Annotated in this window: 40 protein-coding genes; 38 read left to right on the forward strand and 2 right to left on the reverse strand. The window is 72.5% G+C overall.

Annotated elements, in window-relative coordinates; genetic code table 11:
• The first annotated feature begins 157 nt into the window (after nucleotides 1-157).
• The 8 genes from ACFRCG_RS39660 to ACFRCG_RS39695 all read left to right on the forward strand — a co-directional run bounded on the left by ACFRCG_RS39660 (nucleotide 158) and on the right by ACFRCG_RS39695 (nucleotide 3,214).
• Complete coding sequence (locus tag ACFRCG_RS39660) at nucleotides 158-565, forward strand: hypothetical protein (RefSeq protein WP_380040695.1); 408 nt, start codon at nucleotides 158-160, stop codon at nucleotides 563-565.
• On the forward strand, nucleotides 565-822 hold the full coding sequence (locus ACFRCG_RS39665) for a hypothetical protein (RefSeq protein WP_380040697.1): 258 nt from the start codon (nucleotides 565-567) through the stop codon (nucleotides 820-822). The genes ACFRCG_RS39660 and ACFRCG_RS39665 overlap by 1 nt, the downstream gene beginning before the upstream one ends.
• Nucleotides 819-971 carry a hypothetical protein gene (locus ACFRCG_RS39670; protein WP_380040699.1) on the forward strand — a complete coding sequence of 51 codons (153 nt, stop codon included), beginning with the start codon at nucleotides 819-821 and terminating at the stop codon, nucleotides 969-971. The genes ACFRCG_RS39665 and ACFRCG_RS39670 overlap by 4 nt, the downstream gene beginning before the upstream one ends.
• On the forward strand, nucleotides 968-1,519 hold the full coding sequence (locus tag ACFRCG_RS39675; protein ID WP_380040701.1) for a hypothetical protein: 552 nt from the start codon (nucleotides 968-970) through the stop codon (nucleotides 1,517-1,519). Before ACFRCG_RS39670 ends, ACFRCG_RS39675 begins: the two co-directional genes overlap by 4 nt.
• Nucleotides 1,516-1,755: a hypothetical protein gene (locus tag ACFRCG_RS39680; protein ID WP_380040703.1), complete on the forward strand. Its 240-nt coding sequence runs from the start codon at nucleotides 1,516-1,518 to the stop codon at nucleotides 1,753-1,755. Before ACFRCG_RS39675 ends, ACFRCG_RS39680 begins: the two co-directional genes overlap by 4 nt.
• Nucleotides 1,755-2,123 (forward strand): hypothetical protein, encoded by a 369-nt coding sequence (locus tag ACFRCG_RS39685; protein ID WP_380040705.1) that lies wholly within the window; start codon nucleotides 1,755-1,757, stop codon nucleotides 2,121-2,123. Before ACFRCG_RS39680 ends, ACFRCG_RS39685 begins: the two co-directional genes overlap by 1 nt.
• Complete coding sequence (locus tag ACFRCG_RS39690; protein WP_380040707.1) at nucleotides 2,120-2,731, forward strand: WhiB family transcriptional regulator; 612 nt, start codon at nucleotides 2,120-2,122, stop codon at nucleotides 2,729-2,731. Before ACFRCG_RS39685 ends, ACFRCG_RS39690 begins: the two co-directional genes overlap by 4 nt.
• A gap of 66 nt (nucleotides 2,732-2,797) precedes the next feature.
• A complete protein-coding gene (locus tag ACFRCG_RS39695; RefSeq protein WP_380040709.1) occupies nucleotides 2,798-3,214 on the forward strand; it encodes a hypothetical protein in 417 nt (138 codons plus the stop codon).
• 106 nt (nucleotides 3,215-3,320) lie between these two features.
• Here the strand turns inward: ACFRCG_RS39695 and ACFRCG_RS39700 are convergent, their stop codons facing one another.
• Entirely contained in the window at nucleotides 3,321-3,614 is a 294-nt protein-coding gene (locus ACFRCG_RS39700) for a hypothetical protein (protein WP_380040711.1), read from the reverse strand.
• A 135-nt stretch (nucleotides 3,615-3,749) separates the two neighbouring features.
• Here ACFRCG_RS39700 and ACFRCG_RS39705 point away from each other — a divergent pair, with 135 nt between their 5' ends.
• The 15 genes from ACFRCG_RS39705 to ACFRCG_RS39775 all read left to right on the forward strand — a co-directional run bounded on the left by ACFRCG_RS39705 (nucleotide 3,750) and on the right by ACFRCG_RS39775 (nucleotide 11,921).
• Nucleotides 3,750-4,649, forward strand: coding sequence for a helix-turn-helix domain-containing protein (locus ACFRCG_RS39705; protein ID WP_380040713.1), 900 nt, complete (start codon nucleotides 3,750-3,752; stop codon nucleotides 4,647-4,649).
• Nucleotides 4,646-6,016, forward strand: coding sequence for a replicative DNA helicase (locus ACFRCG_RS39710; protein WP_380040715.1), 1,371 nt, complete (start codon nucleotides 4,646-4,648; stop codon nucleotides 6,014-6,016). Before ACFRCG_RS39705 ends, ACFRCG_RS39710 begins: the two co-directional genes overlap by 4 nt.
• A gap of 5 nt (nucleotides 6,017-6,021) precedes the next feature.
• Nucleotides 6,022-6,321 carry a hypothetical protein gene (locus ACFRCG_RS39715; protein ID WP_380040717.1) on the forward strand — a complete coding sequence of 100 codons (300 nt, stop codon included), beginning with the start codon at nucleotides 6,022-6,024 and terminating at the stop codon, nucleotides 6,319-6,321.
• Nucleotides 6,318-6,617: a hypothetical protein gene (locus ACFRCG_RS39720; protein WP_380040719.1), complete on the forward strand. Its 300-nt coding sequence runs from the start codon at nucleotides 6,318-6,320 to the stop codon at nucleotides 6,615-6,617. Before ACFRCG_RS39715 ends, ACFRCG_RS39720 begins: the two co-directional genes overlap by 4 nt.
• Nucleotides 6,617-6,895, forward strand: coding sequence for a hypothetical protein (locus ACFRCG_RS39725; protein WP_380040721.1), 279 nt, complete (start codon nucleotides 6,617-6,619; stop codon nucleotides 6,893-6,895). Before ACFRCG_RS39720 ends, ACFRCG_RS39725 begins: the two co-directional genes overlap by 1 nt.
• Nucleotides 6,892-7,254, forward strand: a complete 363-nt coding sequence (locus tag ACFRCG_RS39730; protein WP_380040723.1) for a hypothetical protein — start codon at nucleotides 6,892-6,894, stop codon at nucleotides 7,252-7,254. The genes ACFRCG_RS39725 and ACFRCG_RS39730 overlap by 4 nt, the downstream gene beginning before the upstream one ends.
• Nucleotides 7,251-7,544 (forward strand): hypothetical protein, encoded by a 294-nt coding sequence (locus tag ACFRCG_RS39735; RefSeq protein ID WP_380040725.1) that lies wholly within the window; start codon nucleotides 7,251-7,253, stop codon nucleotides 7,542-7,544. The genes ACFRCG_RS39730 and ACFRCG_RS39735 overlap by 4 nt, the downstream gene beginning before the upstream one ends.
• Nucleotides 7,541-8,401: a hypothetical protein gene (locus ACFRCG_RS39740; protein ID WP_380040727.1), complete on the forward strand. Its 861-nt coding sequence runs from the start codon at nucleotides 7,541-7,543 to the stop codon at nucleotides 8,399-8,401. Before ACFRCG_RS39735 ends, ACFRCG_RS39740 begins: the two co-directional genes overlap by 4 nt.
• Before the next feature lie 153 nt (nucleotides 8,402-8,554).
• The gene (locus ACFRCG_RS39745; protein ID WP_380040729.1) at nucleotides 8,555-8,962 is read left to right on the forward strand and encodes a hypothetical protein; all 408 of its coding nucleotides are present in this window, start codon (nucleotides 8,555-8,557) and stop codon (nucleotides 8,960-8,962) included.
• A gap of 52 nt (nucleotides 8,963-9,014) precedes the next feature.
• Nucleotides 9,015-9,200, forward strand: coding sequence for a hypothetical protein (locus ACFRCG_RS39750; RefSeq protein WP_380040731.1), 186 nt, complete (start codon nucleotides 9,015-9,017; stop codon nucleotides 9,198-9,200).
• Nucleotides 9,197-9,493, forward strand: a complete 297-nt coding sequence (locus tag ACFRCG_RS39755) for a hypothetical protein (protein ID WP_380040733.1) — start codon at nucleotides 9,197-9,199, stop codon at nucleotides 9,491-9,493. The genes ACFRCG_RS39750 and ACFRCG_RS39755 overlap by 4 nt, the downstream gene beginning before the upstream one ends.
• A complete protein-coding gene (locus tag ACFRCG_RS39760; protein ID WP_380040735.1) occupies nucleotides 9,490-9,945 on the forward strand; it encodes a hypothetical protein in 456 nt (151 codons plus the stop codon). Before ACFRCG_RS39755 ends, ACFRCG_RS39760 begins: the two co-directional genes overlap by 4 nt.
• On the forward strand, nucleotides 9,942-10,157 hold the full coding sequence (locus tag ACFRCG_RS39765; RefSeq protein ID WP_380040737.1) for a hypothetical protein: 216 nt from the start codon (nucleotides 9,942-9,944) through the stop codon (nucleotides 10,155-10,157). Before ACFRCG_RS39760 ends, ACFRCG_RS39765 begins: the two co-directional genes overlap by 4 nt.
• Before the next feature lie 152 nt (nucleotides 10,158-10,309).
• On the forward strand, nucleotides 10,310-11,224 hold the full coding sequence (locus tag ACFRCG_RS39770) for a hypothetical protein (protein ID WP_380040739.1): 915 nt from the start codon (nucleotides 10,310-10,312) through the stop codon (nucleotides 11,222-11,224).
• A gap of 76 nt (nucleotides 11,225-11,300) precedes the next feature.
• Nucleotides 11,301-11,921 (forward strand): hypothetical protein, encoded by a 621-nt coding sequence (locus ACFRCG_RS39775; protein ID WP_380040741.1) that lies wholly within the window; start codon nucleotides 11,301-11,303, stop codon nucleotides 11,919-11,921.
• A 3-nt stretch (nucleotides 11,922-11,924) separates the two neighbouring features.
• Here the strand turns inward: ACFRCG_RS39775 and ACFRCG_RS39780 are convergent, their stop codons facing one another.
• On the reverse strand, nucleotides 11,925-12,203 hold the full coding sequence (locus tag ACFRCG_RS39780; RefSeq protein WP_380040743.1) for a hypothetical protein: 279 nt from the start codon (nucleotides 12,201-12,203) through the stop codon (nucleotides 11,925-11,927).
• Nucleotides 12,204-12,294: 91 nt separating this feature from the next.
• Between ACFRCG_RS39780 and ACFRCG_RS39785 the strand changes: the two genes are divergently transcribed.
• The 15 genes from ACFRCG_RS39785 (at nucleotide 12,295) to ACFRCG_RS39855 (ending at nucleotide 18,979) form a co-directional block, all read left to right on the forward strand.
• A complete protein-coding gene (locus ACFRCG_RS39785) occupies nucleotides 12,295-12,498 on the forward strand; it encodes a hypothetical protein (protein WP_380040745.1) in 204 nt (67 codons plus the stop codon).
• A gap of 80 nt (nucleotides 12,499-12,578) precedes the next feature.
• Nucleotides 12,579-12,953 (forward strand): ATPase, encoded by a 375-nt coding sequence (locus tag ACFRCG_RS39790; protein ID WP_380040747.1) that lies wholly within the window; start codon nucleotides 12,579-12,581, stop codon nucleotides 12,951-12,953.
• Between the two features lie 22 nt (nucleotides 12,954-12,975).
• Nucleotides 12,976-13,335, forward strand: a complete 360-nt coding sequence (locus tag ACFRCG_RS39795) for a hypothetical protein (RefSeq protein ID WP_380040749.1) — start codon at nucleotides 12,976-12,978, stop codon at nucleotides 13,333-13,335.
• Between the two features lie 236 nt (nucleotides 13,336-13,571).
• A complete protein-coding gene (locus ACFRCG_RS39800) occupies nucleotides 13,572-14,405 on the forward strand; it encodes a hypothetical protein (RefSeq protein WP_380040751.1) in 834 nt (277 codons plus the stop codon).
• Nucleotides 14,405-14,566 (forward strand): hypothetical protein, encoded by a 162-nt coding sequence (locus ACFRCG_RS39805; protein ID WP_380040753.1) that lies wholly within the window; start codon nucleotides 14,405-14,407, stop codon nucleotides 14,564-14,566. Before ACFRCG_RS39800 ends, ACFRCG_RS39805 begins: the two co-directional genes overlap by 1 nt.
• 9 nt (nucleotides 14,567-14,575) lie before the next feature.
• On the forward strand, nucleotides 14,576-14,920 hold the full coding sequence (locus ACFRCG_RS39810; protein WP_380040755.1) for a hypothetical protein: 345 nt from the start codon (nucleotides 14,576-14,578) through the stop codon (nucleotides 14,918-14,920).
• Nucleotides 14,917-15,696, forward strand: a complete 780-nt coding sequence (locus ACFRCG_RS39815) for a hypothetical protein (protein WP_380040757.1) — start codon at nucleotides 14,917-14,919, stop codon at nucleotides 15,694-15,696. The genes ACFRCG_RS39810 and ACFRCG_RS39815 overlap by 4 nt, the downstream gene beginning before the upstream one ends.
• 26 nt (nucleotides 15,697-15,722) lie before the next feature.
• Entirely contained in the window at nucleotides 15,723-16,217 is a 495-nt protein-coding gene (locus ACFRCG_RS39820) for a hypothetical protein (RefSeq protein WP_380040759.1), read from the forward strand.
• Entirely contained in the window at nucleotides 16,214-16,447 is a 234-nt protein-coding gene (locus ACFRCG_RS39825; RefSeq protein WP_380040761.1) for a hypothetical protein, read from the forward strand. Before ACFRCG_RS39820 ends, ACFRCG_RS39825 begins: the two co-directional genes overlap by 4 nt.
• Nucleotides 16,444-16,818 carry a DUF6221 family protein gene (locus ACFRCG_RS39830; protein ID WP_380040763.1) on the forward strand — a complete coding sequence of 125 codons (375 nt, stop codon included), beginning with the start codon at nucleotides 16,444-16,446 and terminating at the stop codon, nucleotides 16,816-16,818. Before ACFRCG_RS39825 ends, ACFRCG_RS39830 begins: the two co-directional genes overlap by 4 nt.
• 57 nt (nucleotides 16,819-16,875) lie before the next feature.
• Nucleotides 16,876-17,247 carry a hypothetical protein gene (locus ACFRCG_RS39835; RefSeq protein WP_380040765.1) on the forward strand — a complete coding sequence of 124 codons (372 nt, stop codon included), beginning with the start codon at nucleotides 16,876-16,878 and terminating at the stop codon, nucleotides 17,245-17,247.
• On the forward strand, nucleotides 17,244-17,453 hold the full coding sequence (locus ACFRCG_RS39840; protein WP_380040766.1) for a hypothetical protein: 210 nt from the start codon (nucleotides 17,244-17,246) through the stop codon (nucleotides 17,451-17,453). The genes ACFRCG_RS39835 and ACFRCG_RS39840 overlap by 4 nt, the downstream gene beginning before the upstream one ends.
• 105 nt (nucleotides 17,454-17,558) lie before the next feature.
• Nucleotides 17,559-18,149, forward strand: a complete 591-nt coding sequence (locus ACFRCG_RS39845; RefSeq protein ID WP_380040768.1) for a hypothetical protein — start codon at nucleotides 17,559-17,561, stop codon at nucleotides 18,147-18,149.
• A gap of 309 nt (nucleotides 18,150-18,458) precedes the next feature.
• The gene (locus tag ACFRCG_RS39850) at nucleotides 18,459-18,785 is read left to right on the forward strand and encodes a hypothetical protein (protein WP_380040770.1); all 327 of its coding nucleotides are present in this window, start codon (nucleotides 18,459-18,461) and stop codon (nucleotides 18,783-18,785) included.
• Nucleotides 18,785-18,979, forward strand: a complete 195-nt coding sequence (locus tag ACFRCG_RS39855; RefSeq protein WP_380040772.1) for a hypothetical protein — start codon at nucleotides 18,785-18,787, stop codon at nucleotides 18,977-18,979. The genes ACFRCG_RS39850 and ACFRCG_RS39855 overlap by 1 nt, the downstream gene beginning before the upstream one ends.
• The last annotated feature ends 445 nt before the right edge of the window (nucleotides 18,980-19,424 follow it).

Below are 19,424 nucleotides of genomic sequence, written 5' to 3' on the forward strand. Positions count from 1 at the left end.
AGGAACTGCGGGCGAAGGCCGAAGTCGCCGCCGAGATGGCACCCGCCGCCCCGTTGCCGCAGCCCGTGTTCGACGAGGGCCCGGTCGACGCGGAGATCGAGCCCGAGGGCGGCTGGCCGAACGAGCCCGACCCGAACTGGCCTGCTGGTGGCGCGGCATGAACTCGATCCCGTACATCGCAGAGCAGTTCACCGCACTCCTCGACCGGGACGTCGACCTGGCCGACACCGACTGGGCGTACAACCTGGAGTACGTCTTCGGCCTCAACGAGTTCAGCACCGATGTCGTCTGCTCGATTGCCCCCGACGATGTTGCCGAGGTCACCCACGCGTGGGCCCGTCAGGGCGACTACGCCGAACTGAACCTGGCCGCCCTGATGCGATTGACGGACGGCTCGTGGGCGGCGGTCGCCGCCTGGTGCGACACATCCGGCTGGGACTGCCAGTCCGGAGTCGACTGGGCGGTCGGCACACGTGAGCACGTCATCTCCCAGGGCCTGGACCTGGAGAGCCGCCGTCACCTCGGGCTCACGTTGCCCGGCGAGTCGGCGGCGGTGCCCAACTGATGGCCGCCTCCCTGCGTTCCCTGCTCGGCCGGGTCATCCCGGCCGGGCGGGGCCCCCGCACCCCGGCCCCCGCGACCGGCGGCGTCCACGTCATCACGACCGCCCCGCCGCCCCCGCACCCGCGTGTCCTGGCCGAGTTGGCCTACGTCGCGGACGACACCCGCTGGCGGCCGTACCGCGAGGCCGACGACGACCTGTACATCGACCTCGGCCCGTGGAGCGGACACCACCCCGGCCGCCACCGGAGGACGCCGTGACCGTGTACCTCCTCGCCGCCGCCTGCTACCTCGCGGGCCTGGCCTGCCTCGTTGTGCTCCTGCGCGCCGCCAAGGTCCGCGGCCGGGCCGAGCGCGAGGCCGACGCCCGCACCGCCAACCACCGTGACCAGCACCGGAGGACCCGATGATCCGCCTGATCACCACCGGCCGCCTCGCCGACCTGACCGGCGACCTCGACCGCGAGGCCACCCTCAACAACAACCTCCTCGCGGACTTGGAGGAGGTCACCAAGGAGCGCGACGCCCACGCAGCCGAGAGCCGGCAGCGCGGATGCGACGCCGCCAAGTGGGCCGGACTGTACGAGCAGACCATCGCCGAGCGCGACCAGGCCCGGGCGATCGCCGTCGACCTGGAGCAGGAGCTCGCCGAAGCGCAAGCCAGCCTCGCCGGCGAGGACTACATGGCCGCCATGATCCGGGAGGTCCGGGACCAGCGCGACCGCATGGCCGCCCTCGCCGACACCATGCAGGCCGCCGCCGAAGCGGCCGACATCCCGGTCGTGGCCGGCCTCGACCCCGACGACTACCGGGCCGCCGTCCGCGCGGTGCTCGCCGACATCGCCGCACGCAAGAAGGCCGCGGCGGACCTGCGCGCCCTCGCCGAGACCGACCCCGAAGCCGCATGCCGCGCCGGTGAGGCGATGGCCGACTGGGCAGCACGACCGGAGGCGCTGTGACCGCCACGACCGCCGACCTGCGGACCCTGGCCCAGATCCGCGCGGGCATCCGCCACCGCGCCGAAGGGATGGGCGACGCGCACGTCGCCCGCAAGGCCGAGAGCACCGCCGCCTACGTGATCAAGCTGCGCAACGACACCGACGTCAACGCCCGCATCGAAGCCGCCGTGATCGCCGACGAATGGGCCGCGCTCGCCATGGAGCGGGCCATCCAGGGACGGAGAGCCGCCGCGTGATGCCCGACGGCACCGAACGCCTCACCACCACAACCACCGTCCTCACCGCGGCCGTTCGCCACCAGACGGCACACGCTCCCGCGCCGGAACACGGCGGGCCGGCGACCTGGCTCATGTACTCCGATGGCCGCGCCGCCGTCTGGCCCGGCCGCACCGCCGACGTGTGGGACCTGAACGTCTGCACCTGCCCCTGCCACGACCGGCCGCCCGCCCTCGGGCACCCCTACCGGCCGCACGTCGAACCCGAACCCACCGGACCCGAGACGTGGCCCGAACGCAGGCCCGACCCGGCGCCACCCGGGCCGCCCACGCCGATCGTCGCACTCGACCAACTCGACCTGCTCACCCACATCGGAGGTGCCTCGTGAGCGGACGACCCGCCGGGACCGTCACCGAACGCCTCCTCGCCCGCATCGACCGCACCGGCGACTGCTGGCTGTGGACCGGAGCACCCAGCGGCGGCTACGGGGCCATCAGCATCTCCGGCCGGCGTTGGGCCGCCCACCACGCCGTCTACAACCACTTCGTCGACGCCATCCCCGACCGCCACGACATCGCCCACACGTGCGGCACCCGCATGTGCGTCCGCCCCGACCACCTGCGGGCCGTCCCACAGGGCACCCGGGTACAGGTCCAGCCGACCGCGGACAAACCCGGGCGCATGTCCTCCCGGCTTGCCCTCGCCGCCAGCGCAGGCAGCGGGCGAGCCGAGCACGACAGCCGCGTCGACTGGCGTCACCGGGCGGCCTGTCGCGGCGAGGACCCGGAGCTGTTCTTCCCGATCGGCACCAGCCCCGAGGCGAAGGTCCAGACGGCCCTGGCCAAGAAGGTCTGCCGGGCCTGTCCGGTCGCCGGCGCGTGCGGCTCGTGGGCCATGGAGCACAGCTACGACAGCGGCGTGTGGGGCGGGACGACCGAGGCCGAACGGGTCGCCGCCAAGCGCCGCGCCAGCCGCCGTTCGAAGCGGTCCGCCTGACCGCGGGGTCCGGCGGCGGTACCAGCCCGCCGGACCCCGCACCAACCACCACGAGACGGGACCGACATGACCGACCAGACCACCGCCAAGACGTGCGGCACCCCTTGCCCGCGCGAGGACCACGACCACACCTGCGCTCGCAGCCCCGGCCACCTCGGTGACCACCGCGACGTGAAGCAGAAGGGTCAACAGACCTGCGATTGGGACCAGATCGTCCCGCCGGCCACATACACCCAGGCCGAGATCCGCGAGTTCGCCGCACGGGCCATCCGCGAACACGCCGCCCTCGGCCCGCTCGACGCCAGCGTCGCCACCTACGAGGTGTCGATGGGCCTGATGGGCGAACCGGACTGTCCCGACCTGACCGACGAGCTGCTCGCGCGCATCGTCGCCGAGATCGCGACGGCCACCGTCACCCTCTCCGGGCTCGCCGCCAAGCAGGCCCCGGCCGTTGCCGTCGGCTGGCCGACCGACCCGGAGTAGGCCCACCACACCCCCGGGGCGGGGCGTCCACACCCCCGCCCCGGGAGCACGCGGACATGACGAAGGCCCGACCGAAGCCGGGCCACGAAGGGAGGTGAAGCAGGTGTCAGGTCTCGTCGGATTCCTGCTTCCGCCGGCTCGTCACGGTCGGTTCTCGCAGCCGGGGGACGTCGTGTTCGCGGGCGATGCGGCGGATCTGCTCGGCTGTGAGGCCGGTCTCGTCGACGACCGCCTTCGGCTTTATCCCTGCCCGCAGGGCGGCGGCGATGGCTTCGTCTCGGTGCGTGCGCGCGTCCTTCACGGCCTTGTCGGCTCGCTTGAACGTGCGCACGGCGGTTCGAAGTTGGGTCACGGCGTCCTCCGTAGGCATGTCGACATGATCCCACATGCGTGTGGCCACTCCACCGTGGGTAGCAATAGCCAACATGTAGGTGGCCAAGTATATGATGGCTATCAGGTTGATCGGAAGCCGCCCTGAAGGGGTTGATCCCACCGCGCCCATCCCTCCGACCGCACCATCGAAAGGCCCGCACCTGTGGATAAGCGCCTGGTTGAGGAAGTTCTCGACCATGCTCCGGCCGACCTCACGCCGGCCGAGCGGATGGTGTTGGTCGTCCTCGCCCGGTACGCCGACCTCAAGACCCGCGAGTGCTGGCCGCCACCGGACCTGATCGCCCGGCAGTCCGGCCTCAAGGCGGACAGCCTGCGCAAGACGTTCCAGCGGCTGGCCGCGCGCGACCTCGAGGTCCGGGTCGTGATCGACAAAGACCGCAACGGCCGCCCGGTGTTCGCTCACAAGGGCCGCAAGACGCTGTACCGGTTGCCCCGGTTCGCCCCGGAACAAAGGCGGGACGAGATTCCCACCTTTGAAGGCCCAAAGGCGGGACCAGATTCCCGCCTTAGCGCTCAAAGGCGGGACGAGGTTCCCACCTTTGAGGCCCAAAGCCGGGACGACAGTCCCACCTTTGAGTCCGAATCGACCACAAATGCCGGGCCAAAGGCGGGAATCTCGTCCCGCCCTAACAAACAAGCAGGTAATGCAAGCAAGCAAGCGGCCGAGCGGCCGAGCCGCGACGCCTTCGCCGCCCTCGGCCCCCTCCAGGACCGCATGACCGCCGAAGGCATGACCGCCTCCTGGACCATGCGCGCCGAACAAGTCGGCGAACTCGTCGACCTGATCAACCGCGTCGGTGTCCCCGCCCTCATCGAACACGCCCGCCGCTCCTGGCGCAGGGACAACCCCCCGACCTACATCACCGCCCTCATGCGCGGATGGTCCGGACTCCCCAGCGCCCCCGCGGCCACCGCACCCACCCACCGGTCGGACCCCGAACCCGACTGGTGCGGCACTTGCGACAACCCCGGCTACCGCTTCGTCGAGACCGAGGGCCGCTGGTACCGCTGCCCCGACTGCAACCCCGGAGCCCCCACATGACCGACACCCTCGACACACCCGTCCTCGGCGCCCCCGGCTACACCCCCCACCCCGACGTCCTCCTCGCCGAGGACGCCGTCGCCGGCGCCGCCATCCACGGCCGACACCTCGCCGAAGCCGCCGCCGAAACCCTCACCGAAGGCGACTTCCACCAGCCCTCCCGCGGCCTCGCCTTCGCCGCCGCCGTCCACCTCGCCGGCGCCGGAGCCTGGGTCGACATCACCTCCGTCGCCCGCCGCCTCGAACAAACCGGCGACATGGCCGCCTTCCGCGGCGACGTCACCAAACTCTTCGAACTCGGCCAGATGGGCGCCGTCAGCCCCGCCAGCGTCCGCTACCACGCCCAGACCGTCGCCGACGACGCCCGACGCCGCCGCCTCCACCAGGCATGCGCCCGCGGCGTACAGACCGCCGGATCCGCCGGGTTCGACCCCGACACCGACATCGAGAAGGTCATCGCCGACGTCCAGGCCGTCGCCACCGGCAACACCGCCGGCCAGGCCCTGATGGTCGCCGACGACTTCGACGCCTACCTCGACACCCTCGAACAGCCCGACCTCAACCCGGTCATCCCCACCCCCTGGCCCGACGTCGACCGCGTTGTCAAACTCCGCGGCGGCCAACTCGTCATCGTCGGCGCCCGACCCGGCGGCGGGAAGTCCATCGTCGGCCTCAACCTCGCCGTCCACACCGCCGTCAAACGCGGCCGGCCCGCCGCCCTGTTCTCCATGGAGATGCCGCGGCGCCAGGTCATGGACCGCGCACTCGCCGGCCTGGCCGGCGTCAGCCTCAACGCGTTCGAGGCCCGCGAGTTCGGCGACTGGGACTGGCCCAAACTCGCCAAGCACAGCCCCGCGCTGCGCAACGCCCCATTGCTGATCGACGACACCGCGAACCTGTCCCTGCCGCACATCCGCACCCGCCTGCGCTGGATGCACGGCCAAGGCCACCCCGCCGAAGTCGTCGTCATCGACTACCTCCAGCTCATGAAGGTCGACACCCGCGCCGGCGAAAGCCGCGTCCAGCAACTCGGCGCCCTCTCCCGCGGGTTGAAACTCCTCGCCATCGAGTTCGGCATCCCCGTCGTCGCCCTCACCCAACTCAACCGGGCGTCCGAACTGCGCACCGTCAAGATCCCGCAGCTCTCCGACCTCCGCGAGTCCGGCTCGATCGAGAACGACGCCGACATCGTGATGCTCCTCCACCGCGAGGTCCCCCACCCCGACCAGCCGAAGGAACCCGGCGACCGCGACTGGCTCGGCGAAGTCGACCTGATCGTCGCGAAGAACCGCCAGGGCCCCAACCAGATCACCGTGCCGCTGTCGTGGCAGGGCCACTACGCCCGCCTCGCCAACCTCGGGAAGTGACCGCAATGACCGTGCCCATGCCCGTGATCACCACCACCTACGTCCTCGACCTCACCCACGGCGCCCACCTCGACACCCTCGACAACCGCATCCCCGTCGGCGCCCACGTCATCGTCGTCCTCGACGACCGCGCCTGCTGCGACACCGGCCTCGTCGACCGCATCGGCGCCGTCCTGTGGGACGCCGCCAGCATCAACATCCAGGCCCCCGCCCGACACATCCACCTCGTCGTCGGCCAAATCCGCCGCCGCATCGAAGGCGTCGTCGCCCTGGAGACCCGGCTCCGCGAGCAGGGCGCCGCATGATCCCGCCCGCCGCCCTCTCCGCCATCGACACCGCCGGCGACACCTGGCTCGCCCACCCCAACGAAGGCCCCCTGTCCGCCGCGGTGGCTGCCGCGCTCGCCGACTACGACGTCAAACCCGCCACCCGGCCCGGCTCCGGCCCCCGCGCCACCTGCCCCGAATGCGGACGCGACTGGGCCATCACCATCGCCGGCCACCTTCGCCAGCACCGCAACGCGATGCGCCAGCCCTGCAGCGGCGGCGGACGACCCGCCACGACCGGACGACCCGCCGACCCCACCACGGAGACCTCCTGATGCCCACCCGCACGTTCACCCAGGCCGAACTCGCCGCCCTCCTCGACGACCACACCATCCACACCGAGACCACCGACGAAGACGACCACTGCACGTACAAGATCACCGTCGTCAAGGCCGACGGCCGGCACTACCGAGTCATCTGGGCCGACCACGGCCCCGACATCCCGCCGATGTTCTTCGGCGGGCCGGAGATCGAGGTCACCGAGGTCGAGCAGCGGCCCGTCACGGTCCTGCAGTGGCTGCCGGTCGACGACACCACCCGGAGCGCCACGTGACCGACGACGCCCTCGCCGCCGTCCGCCGAGCCCTCGCCACCGCCGGACCCACCACCACGATCACCATCACCCGCCACATCGACGGCGAACCCCTCGTCACCGTCACCCAGGACGGCGAGCGGCCAGCCACCGACGCCGACCTCCACGCCGAGATCCACCGCACCCGCGGCGACATCCTCACCGTCCTGCGCGCCGTCGCCGTCCTGGAGGACGACGCCCGGGCCGACCTCCCGGGCTGGCTGCGCGACGCCCTCGACCACCTGCCGCCGCACTGGCCCACGCCCAAGCCCGGCCGACGGACGAAGCCCACCACACGCCGCCCCGACCAGGGCCGACACCAGACGGAGCCCCCGCGATGACCAGCCTCGACCCGCCCACCGTCTGCCTCTGCGGCAGCCTCCGCCACTGGCCCGCCATCCTCGCCGAGGCCGCCCGCCAGAGCCGCGCCGGCTGGCTCGTCGACATGCCCATCCCCGACGTCGGCCACGACATCGCCGGGCCGCTCCACCTGGCGCGGATCCGCCGCTGCGACCGGGTCGTGGTCGTCGGCGAGCCGGGCGAGCACACCCGGGCGGAGGTCGCCTACGCCGAGTCGCTGGGCCGGCCGGTGTCGTACACGGCGGTGCTGGACGAGGCGGCCGCCCGGTGACCGCCGCCGACGAGACCTCGGCCGCGCCGCTCGACCTCGACGCGATCCGGGCCGACCAGGCCACCGCAACCACGTCGCCGGTCCGCCCCGGCGGGCCGACCTTTGAGCACCTCGTTGCCTGGAACAAGGCGCTCATTCGCTGCATCGAGCAGCACGTGCCGGCGCTGCTGGCCCTGGTCGCCGAGCAGGCCGCCACGGTCGAGCGGCAGCGCACCACGGCCGTGGCGATCGGCCCCGGTCTGGGCGCCCTGGCGGCGGACCTCGCCGGGCGGACGGCGGCGGAGATCCAGCGGCGGGACGAGGCGGAGGCCGACCCCGGGCGCGGCATGCCCTCGCGGGGCGACTGGCGGCTGGCGCGGGACCGGACGTGGGCGGCCGAGCACGAGGCCGAGCGCCTGGAGGCCGAGCTGGTGGAGGCGCGGGCCGAGATCGAGCGGCTGCGGGCCGAGCGCGAGGACCCTGAACCCGACCCCGACTGCACGACGGCGACGGTGGCCGGCCCTCGGCGGTACGACCCGCCGCTGCCGACGACCGAGGACTACCGGGTCGTCCTCCGCGACGAGGCCGACGCCGACAGCCCGACCGGTGGCTGGCAACGCGTCGGGTCGACCGAACCGACGCTCGACCGGGCCGTCGAGCAGATGGCGACCCGACGCTGGCACCACCCGGAGTGGGCGGAGATGCGGGTTTGGCGGCGGCAGGACGTGTGGTCGGTCGCCGCCGTCGAGGACCGCGACACCGAGCCCCTGCTGTGCGTGGCCGCGCATGCCGTCCTCGGCCGGATCTGCGATCGGCCCGGCGACCACCCGGGGCTGCACTCCGGTCGCAGCGACAGCGGCGAGTGGGCCCAGTGGTGACCCGCGACGCCACAGGCGCCCCCGAGAGCCCCTCCGGCGCATCGACCCCCAGTGAGGGACCGGCGCCCGCCTCCGACCACTCCTAGCCCCCGCCACGGCCCGCCGTGAGGCAACGGCAAGCCACCGACCAGACCCACAGCGACAGGAGTCCACGTGGCCGACGTCACCGACATCAGCACCAGAGCACAACAGCGAACTGCCCGCACCACCACCGGAACCCGCCGCCTCATCGCCACCACACCCGTCGCCGGCCCGCCCAAGTGGACGACCACGTACATCGTCCCCAAGGGCTCCTGCGAGGCGTGCGAACACCACTGGCACCACCGCTGCCACGGCGTCAACCCGCTCCTCGACCCCATCCCCGACTGCCCCTGCCCGTGCGGCCTCGCCGACGACTCCATGCAGATGACGCCGCACGCCTGGGCCGACCTCGCCGTCCACGCACCCGACCAGATGTGGATCGCCGTGATGTTCGAGCGGCAGCGGGCGGCCGGCATCCACATGTGCACGTCCGACGACGACCAGGAACGGCCGTACCGGGCCTACCGAGAGCACGCCTGACCCACCCGCCCGGCCGGGGCCACGCGCCCCGGCCCCACCACCGGAGACCACCGTGGACCGCCGCCCCCCGCCAATCCGCGTCTACCGCACCCGAGACCCCGAGCACCCACGCCCCTCCGCCCGCTGGTCCTGGGCCTGCCGGCCGTGCATCGCCATCGACTGCGCCCCCACCCAGCCCGCCGCGCTCACGGCCGGCCTCGCCCACCTCGCCACCCACGCCTCGGAGCCGCAGCGATGACCGAGCCCACCGTCCGCCGCTTCCGCCGCCGCCCCGTCGAGGTCGAGGCCGTCCAGGTCCAGGGCGACGACACCGGCGACACCGCCCGAGCCATCGCCGCCTGGTGCCACGGCGACCTCTCCGGCCTCTACCGCGACCCGAAAGTGATCCTCGACCACGTCGACTCCGCCGGCCGCCACCACACGACCGTCGCCCGCGCCGGCGACTGGATCATCCGCCTCGGCTGCGACCGCTACCAGGTCGTCCACGACCACGACATGCGCGCCGACCACGAGGAGGCCGACCCGACATGACCGAGCCCACCCGCGAGCAGCTCGACAACCTCCTCGACCACGCCCACAAACGCCGCCTCGGCCCGGCCGAAGTCGACCGCATCCGCGCCGGACTCGACGCACTACGGCAGCAGCTCGCCCTCAGCCAGGCCGGCGCCTCGCAGCGCGAAATGCTCCTCACCGAGGCGCGCGACGCCCTCGAGGCGCACGGCGGGCACGGCGACGCCTGGCCGGACATCGTGGCGCCGATCCACGCGCTCATCGCCGAGCGGGACCGGCTCGTCAAGGAGCGCGATCGCTGGCGGCGCGGATACGACCACCACTACCAGCGCGCCGAGAGAGCCGAAGAAGCCGACCAGCGCGTCCGCGACTACGCCACCGGCCTCAAGGCCGGGACGATCCCGCACGGCCTGACCGCGGCCGGATGCGCCGACCGCATCCTCGCCGCACTCGACAACCAGGAGCGGGCGTGAGCGGCCCCGTGATCAACCTCGCCGACCGCCGGCCCCCCGCCGGCGACGAACCCGCCATCTGCCCCTGCGGCTCCTGGTACTGGGTTCTGCGGTCCAACCACGAACGCTGCCCCGAGCACGGCGCGCTGACCCTCCGCAGCAACGGCACCGTCTCCGGGTACGCCGGCTGGCCGCACTGCCAAGCCTGCGGGCTGCGCTGGACGCCCGCCTGACACGGCCGAGGGCCCGCGCTCGACCGGCGGCACCGAGAGCACGGGCCCTACACCGGCGAGGGGGGACGCGCCGGTCCAGGGACGCTACGCCCGACCTGCACAAACTGCCACACCTTGATCCATTCGAGACCAGAGCGACACCAAGGAGCGACATGCACATCCGCCCTGTCGACCTACCCGAACTCCGAGCCGAGATCGTGCGGCAGCGCGATGCCGTGGGGCCGGCGGGTATTGCCTCGCTACACACCGAGCAGAACCTGAGTCGCGTCGCCCCTGGCCTCGGCAGCATTGATGTCGCAGCACGAGAGACCACGAAACTCGTCCTTGCCGATCTCTTCCACGTCTCCGAGGGCATGACGCAACTGGCCACCGTGGCAGCCGGGTCACTGCCACCGTTCGCATCGGACGCGCTCGACTACCCGTCCTCGATCGGCTTCATGTTTTTCGACGGCGGCATCCCGGTCACCTGGGGCAAGATGCCGTGCCGCGTACACGCTGCGTCATGGCAAGTACTCGGCACGGGGGCGATGATCGCCTTCTTCATCGACCTGCAATCCGTGTTGGACGAGTTGGACAGTGCGGTCGTCGAACAGCAACTGCGCATCCTGGGAGCAACCCCCGGCGGCCTGTGGTTCAACGACATCGTGCGCCTCTACGCAGGGTTCAACGCGGGCGTCAGCGACCATGAAATCGGCCTGATGGCGGCAGAATCCGGCGTCGCCAACAGTGCCTTGCCGGTCCTGCGCGCCGCGATGTTGCTGATGCAACAACCCCTGGCTGCACTCTCCGACGTGCAGCCCGATCGAGCTGCACAGAAGAGGCTGCGGCGGGCGGGTCAGGTGGCCAAGCCGGTTCGCGTAATCGAACTACGCCGCCCCAAGCGGACCGAGGGCCAGGGTGACGGAGTTCGCGAGTACCACCACTCGTGGATCGTGCGCGGCCACTGGCGCCAGCAGTGGTACCCCACCCGCGAAGTCCACCGCCCCCTGTGGATCGCCCCGCACATCAAAGGCCCCGAGGACGCGCCACTCATCGGCGGCGAGAAGGTCTACGCCCTCAAGCGCTGACACGGCGAGAGCCCCCGGTCACCCGGGGGCCACGGTCCACCACTCACCCCGGACCGTACCGCCCAGGGAGCCGACCATGCAGCACGACACCGACACCACCCCGGCCAGCACCTGCCCCAGCCACCCGACCCGCACCGGCGAACCGGTCTGGTGCGCGGACTGCCGCAACGACCTCGCCACCATCCTCTGGCGGCTGCCCTCGCTCCGCGACCGACTCATCGCCGCGGCCGACGGCCAGGCCACCCACACCGCCCTCACCCGCGGCGGCACCCGCATCGACCCCGCCAGCCCCTCACCCGAGTTCGACCAGGCCGACGAGATGGACACCACCCTCGCCGAATGGGCGGCCGCCTGGCTCGACCACCTCGGCAGCACCGAGGTCCGCGGACGCACCACCGGCTGGGCCGCCCGCGTCCTCGGCGACACCCGCGGCGGGCGCGACGCCTGGGCCTGGCACGACGCCGAGGGCCTCGGGCGGGCCGTCCGCATTCTCGCCGGCCGAGCACGGCGGCTCCTCGGCGGCAGCGGCGACGTCGAGCACATCCCGCTCGGCACCCCCTGCGGCGGCTGCGGGCGCGGCCTCCAGCGCGAGGACGGCACCGACCGCGTCACCTGCCGCGGCTGCCCGCGCACCATGACGTGGACCGAGTACCAGGGCTGGCTCGTCTGGCTGATCGAGCAGCGCCGGGCGGCGTGAGGGTCAGTCGGCGGCGGGCCTGGCGGCCGGCGTGCGGGTCTTGCCCTCGGCGATCTGCTGGGCCCGGGAGCGGCTGGTGCCGATGGCGGCGGCGACGTCGCCGTGGCTGTAGCCCCGGGCCCGCAGGTCGAGGACGGCGGCCTGGCGGAGGGCCCGGGCCTGGGCCTGGCCGTCGGCGAGGGCGGTCAGCAGTTCACCGGCGGCAATGGCCCGGGCGGTCGGGTCGGCGACCTGCTCGACCCGGGCGAGGGCGGCGGCTACGGCGTCGGCTGGGGTGGTCATGGATCCACTGTACATGGGGGGTTGCATGACGTACATGGGCCATGTACAGTCGTAGACGTCAGCAGGGAACACCGACACCGGGGAGCACACCATGGCCGCCACCACCACCTACCAGACCATCGTCACCACCAAGATCGAAGGCCAGCCCGTCACCATCCAGACCCTCGCCGTCACCGTCCCCGCCACCAAGACCGCCGCCTGGGTCAAGGGCTGGGCCGAGAAGAAGGCCCGCATCGAGCAGCGCACCCACCGCGCCGCCGCCCTGGTCACCGAAGCGTGGATCATCCCGGCCTGACGCCGGCGGGCTCCCCGGCCCCGGACACGAGCCGGGACCGGGGAGTTCGCCGGACCAGCCGGCGCGAAGACGGGAGCTTCATGATCACCATCACCACGTTCGGCTACCTCCACGGACCGGCACCGGACGCCACCATCACGCTCGACCTCCGCCACCACTACCGCGACCCGTACGTCTCCCCGGAACTCCGGCACCTCACCGCCGACGACGCCCAGGTCCGCACCGCAGTCGCCTCCACGCCCGGCATCCCCGCACTCGTCGACGCCACCCTGGCGACCGTCACCGCCTACCTCGCCGGACCCAGCCCGGCACCGACCACCATCGCCGTCGGATGCGCCGGCGGCCGACACCGCGCAGCCTCCGTAGGCATGATGCTCGACACCGCCCTCCGCACCCGCGGCCACGACGTCACCCTCGTCCACCGCGACCTCGCTCGACCGGTCGTCGAACGCTGACGGCCTCCGGGACACTGGCCCCATGCCGCCCGCGCAGCCCGACCACCGCCCACGCCTCCGCGTCACCCTCCCCGACGACCAGGGCGTCATCGTCGCCCGCCTCATGTGGTGGATCCAGCGCGAGCACGGCGGCTGGGAAGCCGTTGTGGCATGGAACCGGTGGGCAGCCACCCACCCCGCCGACCGCGCCGGACCCGTCGTCACCCAGGCCATGGGCGACGTCATGTCCGTCCCGCGGGCCGCCGTCGAGCCCATCCGCGGCGAGGACTACAGCCGCGTCGAGCGCAAGGTCGAGACGCCCATGTACCGCCGCTCCCAGCCCCGTGACGAGCCGTCACGCCCCGGGCTCGGCGAACGCGTCGACCGCATGCGCCGGGGCTGACCCGGCGGCCACCCCGTCACACCCCTAGAGATCACCAACTCCCGTACAGGACACGCCAGGACGGGTGTCACGTCACACCCTCGAATCCGACACAATCCATAACAGACCGTGATATAAAGGCCGAGCACGATAGCAAAACGGCCCCCACCTGGCGCTGGTAACGCCAGACGAGGGCCTGACCACGGCAGGGAGCGAACCCCGCCGCGGCTACCACTACAGATCTCGGGAGATCCTTCGTGGCTTCGCAAAACCGTATCCTGCGGTTGATCACCCGGGGCAGTCCGCCCCGGCGTGTCCCGCCCGCATCACCCCCGCGTGACACCGTCACGCCCCGGCCGCCGCTGTGGGTTCGCGCGTTCACCGCCGCCGGCCGCCCCGCCGTCGCCGTCACCGTCCTCGTCATGTGCGCCCCCGGCGAGCACCACCTGGCCGTCCTCGCCGGATGGGACACCCGCCTCGCCTGGGGCATGGCCGCCGTCCTCGCCGCCTACGCGGGCATCGCCGCCGTCGTCGCCGGCACCCGCCCCCGCGGCGCCCCCGGACACCGCTCCGCCGTCGCCGGCGCCGCCCTGTCACTCGGCCTCGCCATGAGCGCCCAGCCCGTGTCACACATGTTCGTCACCGGCCACTGGACCGCTACGCCCGCTGCCCCGGTGTGGCTCGTCTGGGTCGTCTCGTGCATCCCGCCGCTCGTCCTGGGCCACCTCCTCCACCTCGCCGCCACGCCCGTCCAGCGGCAAGTGGAGCGGCGCGTGACAGCCGTGACGGCCGACGCCACCGCCGCCGTCACACCCCCGCCACCGGCCGCCCCGGCGCACCGGCCGGCCATCCACGGTCCTGCTGCGATCCCGCTGTCCGTCCCGGTGGTCGTCACGCCCCGCGTCACGGCGGCCGCCCCTCAGAGGGAGCTCACGACGGCCATGATCGCCGAGCGGTTCAAGGTCAAGCCGAACACCGTTCGCCAGTGGGTTGCCCGAGGCACCCTCGTGCCGCTGCCGGAACGGGACGCGAACGGCGGCTACCTGTTCGCGCCCGATGCAACCCCCAAGCTCACCGTCGCCACCGGCTGATGCCCGCCGCCCTCGCGGGCGTGCTCCTGGCCATGCTCGCCCTCATCGGCCTCCTGGCCGTCTCACCGAGCCTGCCCCCGCGCACCGTCCACCGCATCGCCCTCGAACTCGCGTGCATCTGGGCGGCCATCGCAGCCGCCGCCGCGCTCTACACCCACTGAGGACCCGCCATGCACGAGTACCCCAACGTCCACGACCTCGCCGGCCAGATGCTCGCCCAGACCACCGCCGGCACCGCACCCCAACAGCAACCCCCCGCCTCGCCCCAGGGCCTGGACGTCAACAGCGGAGTCACCGGCACCGGCTCGCTGATCATCGCCGTCTTCATCCTCGGCATGGGCGTCAAGGGCTGGAAGACCGCGCACAAGCAGGCCAAGACCTGGACGATCATGACCATCATCGTCATGTGCCTCACCGCCACCACCGCCGGCCTCTTCGGCGTCCTCCGGGTCACCATCAACCAGACCGGCAACAGCGTCGGCAACTCGGTTACCCAGACCACCACCGGCCGGTGACCGGACGCCTCCCCGTCCGCCCCGTGCTGCTCGCCCGGCGCGGGGTGGACCGGGCGGTCGACGGCCACCACGCTCTCCTCGACCGGGTCACTACGTGGATCGCCGCCGAGACCGAGGGAGCCGAGGAGCGGCGCGGAACGATCGCCGCTCGCGGCGGCATCCTCCTCGGCGGCGCCTGGGCCGGCTGGCACCTCGGCCCGGCAGTGCTCGCGGTCGCCACCCCGGCCTGGGTCGCCGCCGCCTGGTGGCACGGCCCGGCCGCAGCGACCGAGGCAACCAAAGCGACCGAAGCGACCGAAGCGACCGAAGCGACCGAAGCGACCGAAGCGACCGACGACCCGATGCCAGCGGCGGCACCGATGCCACCGCCGCTCGACCCGGCCGCCGCCCGCCACCGCGACCTCACCGCCATCCGCCGAGCCATCGGCGACCGGCGCGGCATCCACCTCGCCGAGATCACCACCCGCGTCCAGGCCGCCGGCATCGACTGGGACACGGCCGACGTCCGGGCCTGGATCACCGGCCACGGCGTCCCGATCCGGCCCAAGGTCCGGGTCGGCGGCAAGGCCGGGAAGGTCAACGCCGGGGTCCACGTCGACGACCTGGAAGCCGCGCTCAACCCCTCCCCCCGACCCGACCCCGACCCCTCTCCGGCCGGTGTAGCCGCAGGTCACGACGCGCTACACCCGCCGCTACACGCCGAGCTACACGCCGCCCCAGGGCAGCACTACACCCTGGACGACGAGCCCGTGTGGCCCGGAACAGCCCCCGCCTGACAGTCCGATACGAGAGGATCCGTCCCATGGGACATCACACCCCCACCCGCACCTGCCCCCACCGCTGGTGCCGCCCGCTCCACATCGGCTGCACCGCCCTCGGCGTCGTCGCCCTCACCCAAATCCTCGTCCAGTCGATCATCGTCGCCGCGATCCTCCTCGCCCTCGGCTTCATCGCCATGGGCGTCACAGCCCTCACGCGCGGCACGACCATCACCGGCATGGTCGAGGAGGACAGCCTCGCCTGCGCAGACGAAGTCCTCGTCGAGCGGCCCGCCTGGGCGCGAGCCGCAGCCGCATACGACCTCCTCATCACCGTGGGCGGCGCCGCCGTCGTGTCGGTGCTGTTCACCGGCGGCATGACCGCAGGCGAACTCGCGCCGACCGGGCCCGACATGCAGGGCGCCGTCGTCGGGGCGGTCCTCACCATCGCGCTCGGCGTCTTCGGCTCCTACGCGCACTGGGCCGCGACCCGACCCGCCAGGCCCGCACGCCAACTCGACCCCGTGAGTGGACCATGACCGACACCATCGCCGTCCCGCTGAGCCCCGACCTCCGCGACGCCCTGGTCGGCCGCCTCACACCGACCCTCGGATGGGCACGCGCACAGCGGGAGGTCGCGCGGGCCGCAGCCGGGCAACCGGCGCCCAGGGTCGAGCAGGCGATCCGGGACCTGTGGGCGGAGCTGGAGCCCGCCGTCGCGGCGGTCGCGGCGGCGTGGGCGGCGACGCAGGCTGAGGAGCACAAGTGACCGACGACCTGGTGGCGTTCCTGACGGCGCGGCTCGACGAGGACGAGGCCGAGACACTGGCGGCGAGCCCCGGCCCCTGGAGCACCACCGCCGAGGAAGACGAGGTCCTGGCGGCCGACGGCGAACGCGTTGCCGACGCGTTCGCACTGTCCGGCAGGCAACTCCGGGCCACCACGCGGCACATCGCCCGCCACCACCCCGCGCGCGTCCTCCGCGACGTGGCAGCCCGGCGGGCCCTGGTCGCTGCGCTCGCCGGCGCCGATCCTCACGGCGCCTACATCACCGGCACCTATACGGTCGAGGACGCCCTCCGTCACCTCGCCGCCGTGTACTCCGACCACCCCGACTACCAGGAGGCGTGGAGGTCGTAGCGCGCCGGACTTGCATGGTGATCCACAAGGGTGGAACATGCATGCAGCACCACACGTGTGCCCACAGACACCGAACCCCCTCCCAGCGAGGGGGTTCGCTGCGTCCAGGGGGTGACCGTGCACCGCGACGACATCGACCCCCACGACCTCCGCCCCGGCGACATCACCACCGCCGCCGAGTTCGCCCGCCAAGCCGGCCGCTGCCGCACCGTCGTCAACCACTGGCGCGACAACGGCTACATCAACCAGGCAGGCAAGCGCGTCTACGTCCGGCCCATCGCAGGCGAAGGCACCCGCCGACCCATCTACCTCACCGCCGACCTCGAGGCCGCCGAACTGGCCACCAGGCTCCGGTCGGTCGAGAGCAGCAACCCGGCGATCGCAGGCTGGCAGCGGATGAAGCGGGCCGAGCGGAAGGCGGCGGCATGAGCGACGACAGCATCGCCAACGTCCTGCCCGAAGGACACATCGCCCTCGGATACGCCGTCTCGATCAAAGCCCTGGACGAGCACGGCGACGTCTGCCTGATCAACTACCGCACCCACGACCTGAACGCCTGGGAGGCGCTGGGCATGCACACGAGCGCGGCCGACGACATCCGCCGGTGCATGCAGGAACGCGAGGGCGACGGCTGACCAACCGGACGGCGTGATCGAACGCCCCGTCACGGATCTGTGAACTCAGCCACCCAAGGCGACCGTCCGGCGTAGCGTCCCCCGCACTCGACCCATGGGGGGACCATGAGACACCACACCACCGCAGCCCTGGCGACAGCCGCCCTGCTCGCACTCGCCGGATGCTCCGACAGCGACAGCAGCAGCAAGCCCGCCGCCCAGCCACCCGGCACCGCCGCCCCGGCGGCGAGCGCGCCCCAGGCCACCGTGGGAGGCGCAACGGCGACACCGGCAGGCCCGCCCGCGCCCGTTCCCATCGGCCAACCTGTCACCCTCCTCCGCGACGGCGGCAGCGGCATCACCATGACCGCCGCCCAGGCCCTCGACGTCGCCACCGGCACAGAACCCTCCGGTGCCGCCCCGGCAGGCAGCCGGCTCTACGCCGTCCAATGGCGCATCCAGGCATCCGGCACCCAGGCCATCAGCAGCTCACCCGCCATGGGCTCCACCGTCATCGACGACCAAGGCCAGCAATACCCGGTCCTCACCCGGGACATCACGGCGGGCCCGGCCATGCCGCTCAGCGTCAGCATCGCCGCGGGCGACAGCCGCACCGGGTGGGTCGTCTACGCCGTGCCCACAACGGCCAAGATCACCAAGGTGCAGTACTCGCCGGGCCTCGGCCTCGCCGCCGACACCGGCACCTGGACCACCTGACACACCCCAAAGACGGGGACGCCGCGGGCAGGCGAGAGCTGTCGCCCGCCGCCGGCCGGCACCGGTGCGACTCCGGAACCGCGGCGATCCCTGACAACCCCGAGGCCCCGGCACCCCCAGTTCGGGGCCTCGGTCATACCCCGACGCTCGGGCGGCGTCGGGACGCAGGTGGGGCCGTCGAGCACCGCTCCGGCCCCACCAGCAACCCGCGGTAGAGCAGCCAGGTCAGCTCGCCGGCGCAACCATCAGTCGGAGGACGCCGGTTCGAATCCGGCCCGCGGCACCACTACAACCAACCAGGGAGACGCCATGGCGCGCGGCACCATCACCCCCACCCAGGGCAGCCGAGCAGGCACCACGATGATCGCCGCCACCACCGGCGACGCCACCAACGGCCACCAGGTCGCCTACGACAGCCGCACCGCGATCCTCGCGAAGAACACCGGCGTCACCAGCCGGACCATCACCTTCCTGCCCACCCGGTTGGTGGACGGGCAGTCCACGGCGGGTCGTATCGAGACCCTGGCGGCGGGCGAGACCCAGCTGTTCAGCGGCTTCGACAGCGCCGACTACGGCGACACGCTCCGCATCGACGTTGCCCACGCCGAGGTCACCATCCAGGCCGTGCGCCTGTGATGGACGACCACACCATCCGGGTCGTCCGGGCTGCGCTCTCCAGCCTCCCCGACCAGTGCCGCTACCACGGCACCGATACCGAACCCCACACCCAGGGCTGGGGTCGAGAGGCGTGCTGCGACACCGGCATACCCGCCCGGCGGCGGCAGCTCGCCGAGCAGGCCCTGGCGGCGGAGCGGCGGGTCAGTCCCTGAACGACCCGTCCGCACGGCGCTGGTGACGGCCCAACTTGTGCTTGCACTGCGGACACGTCCGCATCACCAAGGGCCGGATCAACCAGAAGAACGTACCGAGCGACAACGCCTTCATCGTCAGCTTGGCGCCCACAGTCGCCGTACAGCTCTTGCAGTCCCGACACCCGGCCATCACACACCCCCAGCTCCGCGGCCACCCTGGCGGCGGGAGGCCAGCGTGCCGGCCGGTCGGCGGACGCCGCGGGCACGTGATCAACCCGCAACCAGGCCGACACAACCCACGCACAACCGGGACGGCATGAACCAACCGGATGGAGGATCGGATGCCCCGGCGACTCCGACCACCATGCAGCCGACCAGGATGCGCCAACACCAAGCCCTGCCCCGACCACGCCAACCAAGCCGACCGACAGCGAGGCTCGGCGGCGGCCCGCGGCTACGACGG

The sequence above is a fragment of the Embleya sp. NPDC056575 genome (genome assembly GCF_042793325.1).
In the GTDB taxonomy this organism is placed as follows: domain Bacteria; phylum Actinomycetota; class Actinomycetes; order Streptomycetales; family Streptomycetaceae; genus Embleya.

Coding starts and splice junctions, on each gene's coding strand:
- ACFRCG_RS39715 (WP_380040717.1), top strand. CDS start 6,022: ATGACCGTGCCCATGCCCGTGATCACCACCACCTACGTCCTCGACCTC.
- ACFRCG_RS39675 (WP_380040701.1), top strand. CDS start 968: ATGATCCGCCTGATCACCACCGGCCGCCTCGCCGACCTGACCGGCGAC.
- ACFRCG_RS39755 (WP_380040733.1), top strand. CDS start 9,197: ATGACCGAGCCCACCGTCCGCCGCTTCCGCCGCCGCCCCGTCGAGGTC.
- ACFRCG_RS39770 (WP_380040739.1), top strand. CDS start 10,310: ATGCACATCCGCCCTGTCGACCTACCCGAACTCCGAGCCGAGATCGTG.
- ACFRCG_RS39785 (WP_380040745.1), top strand. CDS start 12,295: ATGGCCGCCACCACCACCTACCAGACCATCGTCACCACCAAGATCGAA.
- ACFRCG_RS39820 (WP_380040759.1), top strand. CDS start 15,723: ATGGGACATCACACCCCCACCCGCACCTGCCCCCACCGCTGGTGCCGC.
- ACFRCG_RS39780 (WP_380040743.1), bottom strand. CDS start 12,203: ATGACCACCCCAGCCGACGCCGTAGCCGCCGCCCTCGCCCGGGTCGAG.
- ACFRCG_RS39685 (WP_380040705.1), top strand. CDS start 1,755: ATGCCCGACGGCACCGAACGCCTCACCACCACAACCACCGTCCTCACC.
- ACFRCG_RS39735 (WP_380040725.1), top strand. CDS start 7,251: ATGACCAGCCTCGACCCGCCCACCGTCTGCCTCTGCGGCAGCCTCCGC.
- ACFRCG_RS39825 (WP_380040761.1), top strand. CDS start 16,214: ATGACCGACACCATCGCCGTCCCGCTGAGCCCCGACCTCCGCGACGCC.
- ACFRCG_RS39720 (WP_380040719.1), top strand. CDS start 6,318: ATGATCCCGCCCGCCGCCCTCTCCGCCATCGACACCGCCGGCGACACC.
- ACFRCG_RS39805 (WP_380040753.1), top strand. CDS start 14,405: ATGCCCGCCGCCCTCGCGGGCGTGCTCCTGGCCATGCTCGCCCTCATC.
- ACFRCG_RS39840 (WP_380040766.1), top strand. CDS start 17,244: ATGAGCGACGACAGCATCGCCAACGTCCTGCCCGAAGGACACATCGCC.
- ACFRCG_RS39775 (WP_380040741.1), top strand. CDS start 11,301: ATGCAGCACGACACCGACACCACCCCGGCCAGCACCTGCCCCAGCCAC.
- ACFRCG_RS39855 (WP_380040772.1), top strand. CDS start 18,785: ATGGACGACCACACCATCCGGGTCGTCCGGGCTGCGCTCTCCAGCCTC.
- ACFRCG_RS39850 (WP_380040770.1), top strand. CDS start 18,459: ATGGCGCGCGGCACCATCACCCCCACCCAGGGCAGCCGAGCAGGCACC.
- ACFRCG_RS39795 (WP_380040749.1), top strand. CDS start 12,976: ATGCCGCCCGCGCAGCCCGACCACCGCCCACGCCTCCGCGTCACCCTC.
- ACFRCG_RS39810 (WP_380040755.1), top strand. CDS start 14,576: ATGCACGAGTACCCCAACGTCCACGACCTCGCCGGCCAGATGCTCGCC.
- ACFRCG_RS39710 (WP_380040715.1), top strand. CDS start 4,646: ATGACCGACACCCTCGACACACCCGTCCTCGGCGCCCCCGGCTACACC.
- ACFRCG_RS39695 (WP_380040709.1), top strand. CDS start 2,798: ATGACCGACCAGACCACCGCCAAGACGTGCGGCACCCCTTGCCCGCGC.
- ACFRCG_RS39790 (WP_380040747.1), top strand. CDS start 12,579: ATGATCACCATCACCACGTTCGGCTACCTCCACGGACCGGCACCGGAC.
- ACFRCG_RS39660 (WP_380040695.1), top strand. CDS start 158: ATGAACTCGATCCCGTACATCGCAGAGCAGTTCACCGCACTCCTCGAC.
- ACFRCG_RS39665 (WP_380040697.1), top strand. CDS start 565: ATGGCCGCCTCCCTGCGTTCCCTGCTCGGCCGGGTCATCCCGGCCGGG.
- ACFRCG_RS39725 (WP_380040721.1), top strand. CDS start 6,617: ATGCCCACCCGCACGTTCACCCAGGCCGAACTCGCCGCCCTCCTCGAC.
- ACFRCG_RS39760 (WP_380040735.1), top strand. CDS start 9,490: ATGACCGAGCCCACCCGCGAGCAGCTCGACAACCTCCTCGACCACGCC.
- ACFRCG_RS39845 (WP_380040768.1), top strand. CDS start 17,559: ATGAGACACCACACCACCGCAGCCCTGGCGACAGCCGCCCTGCTCGCA.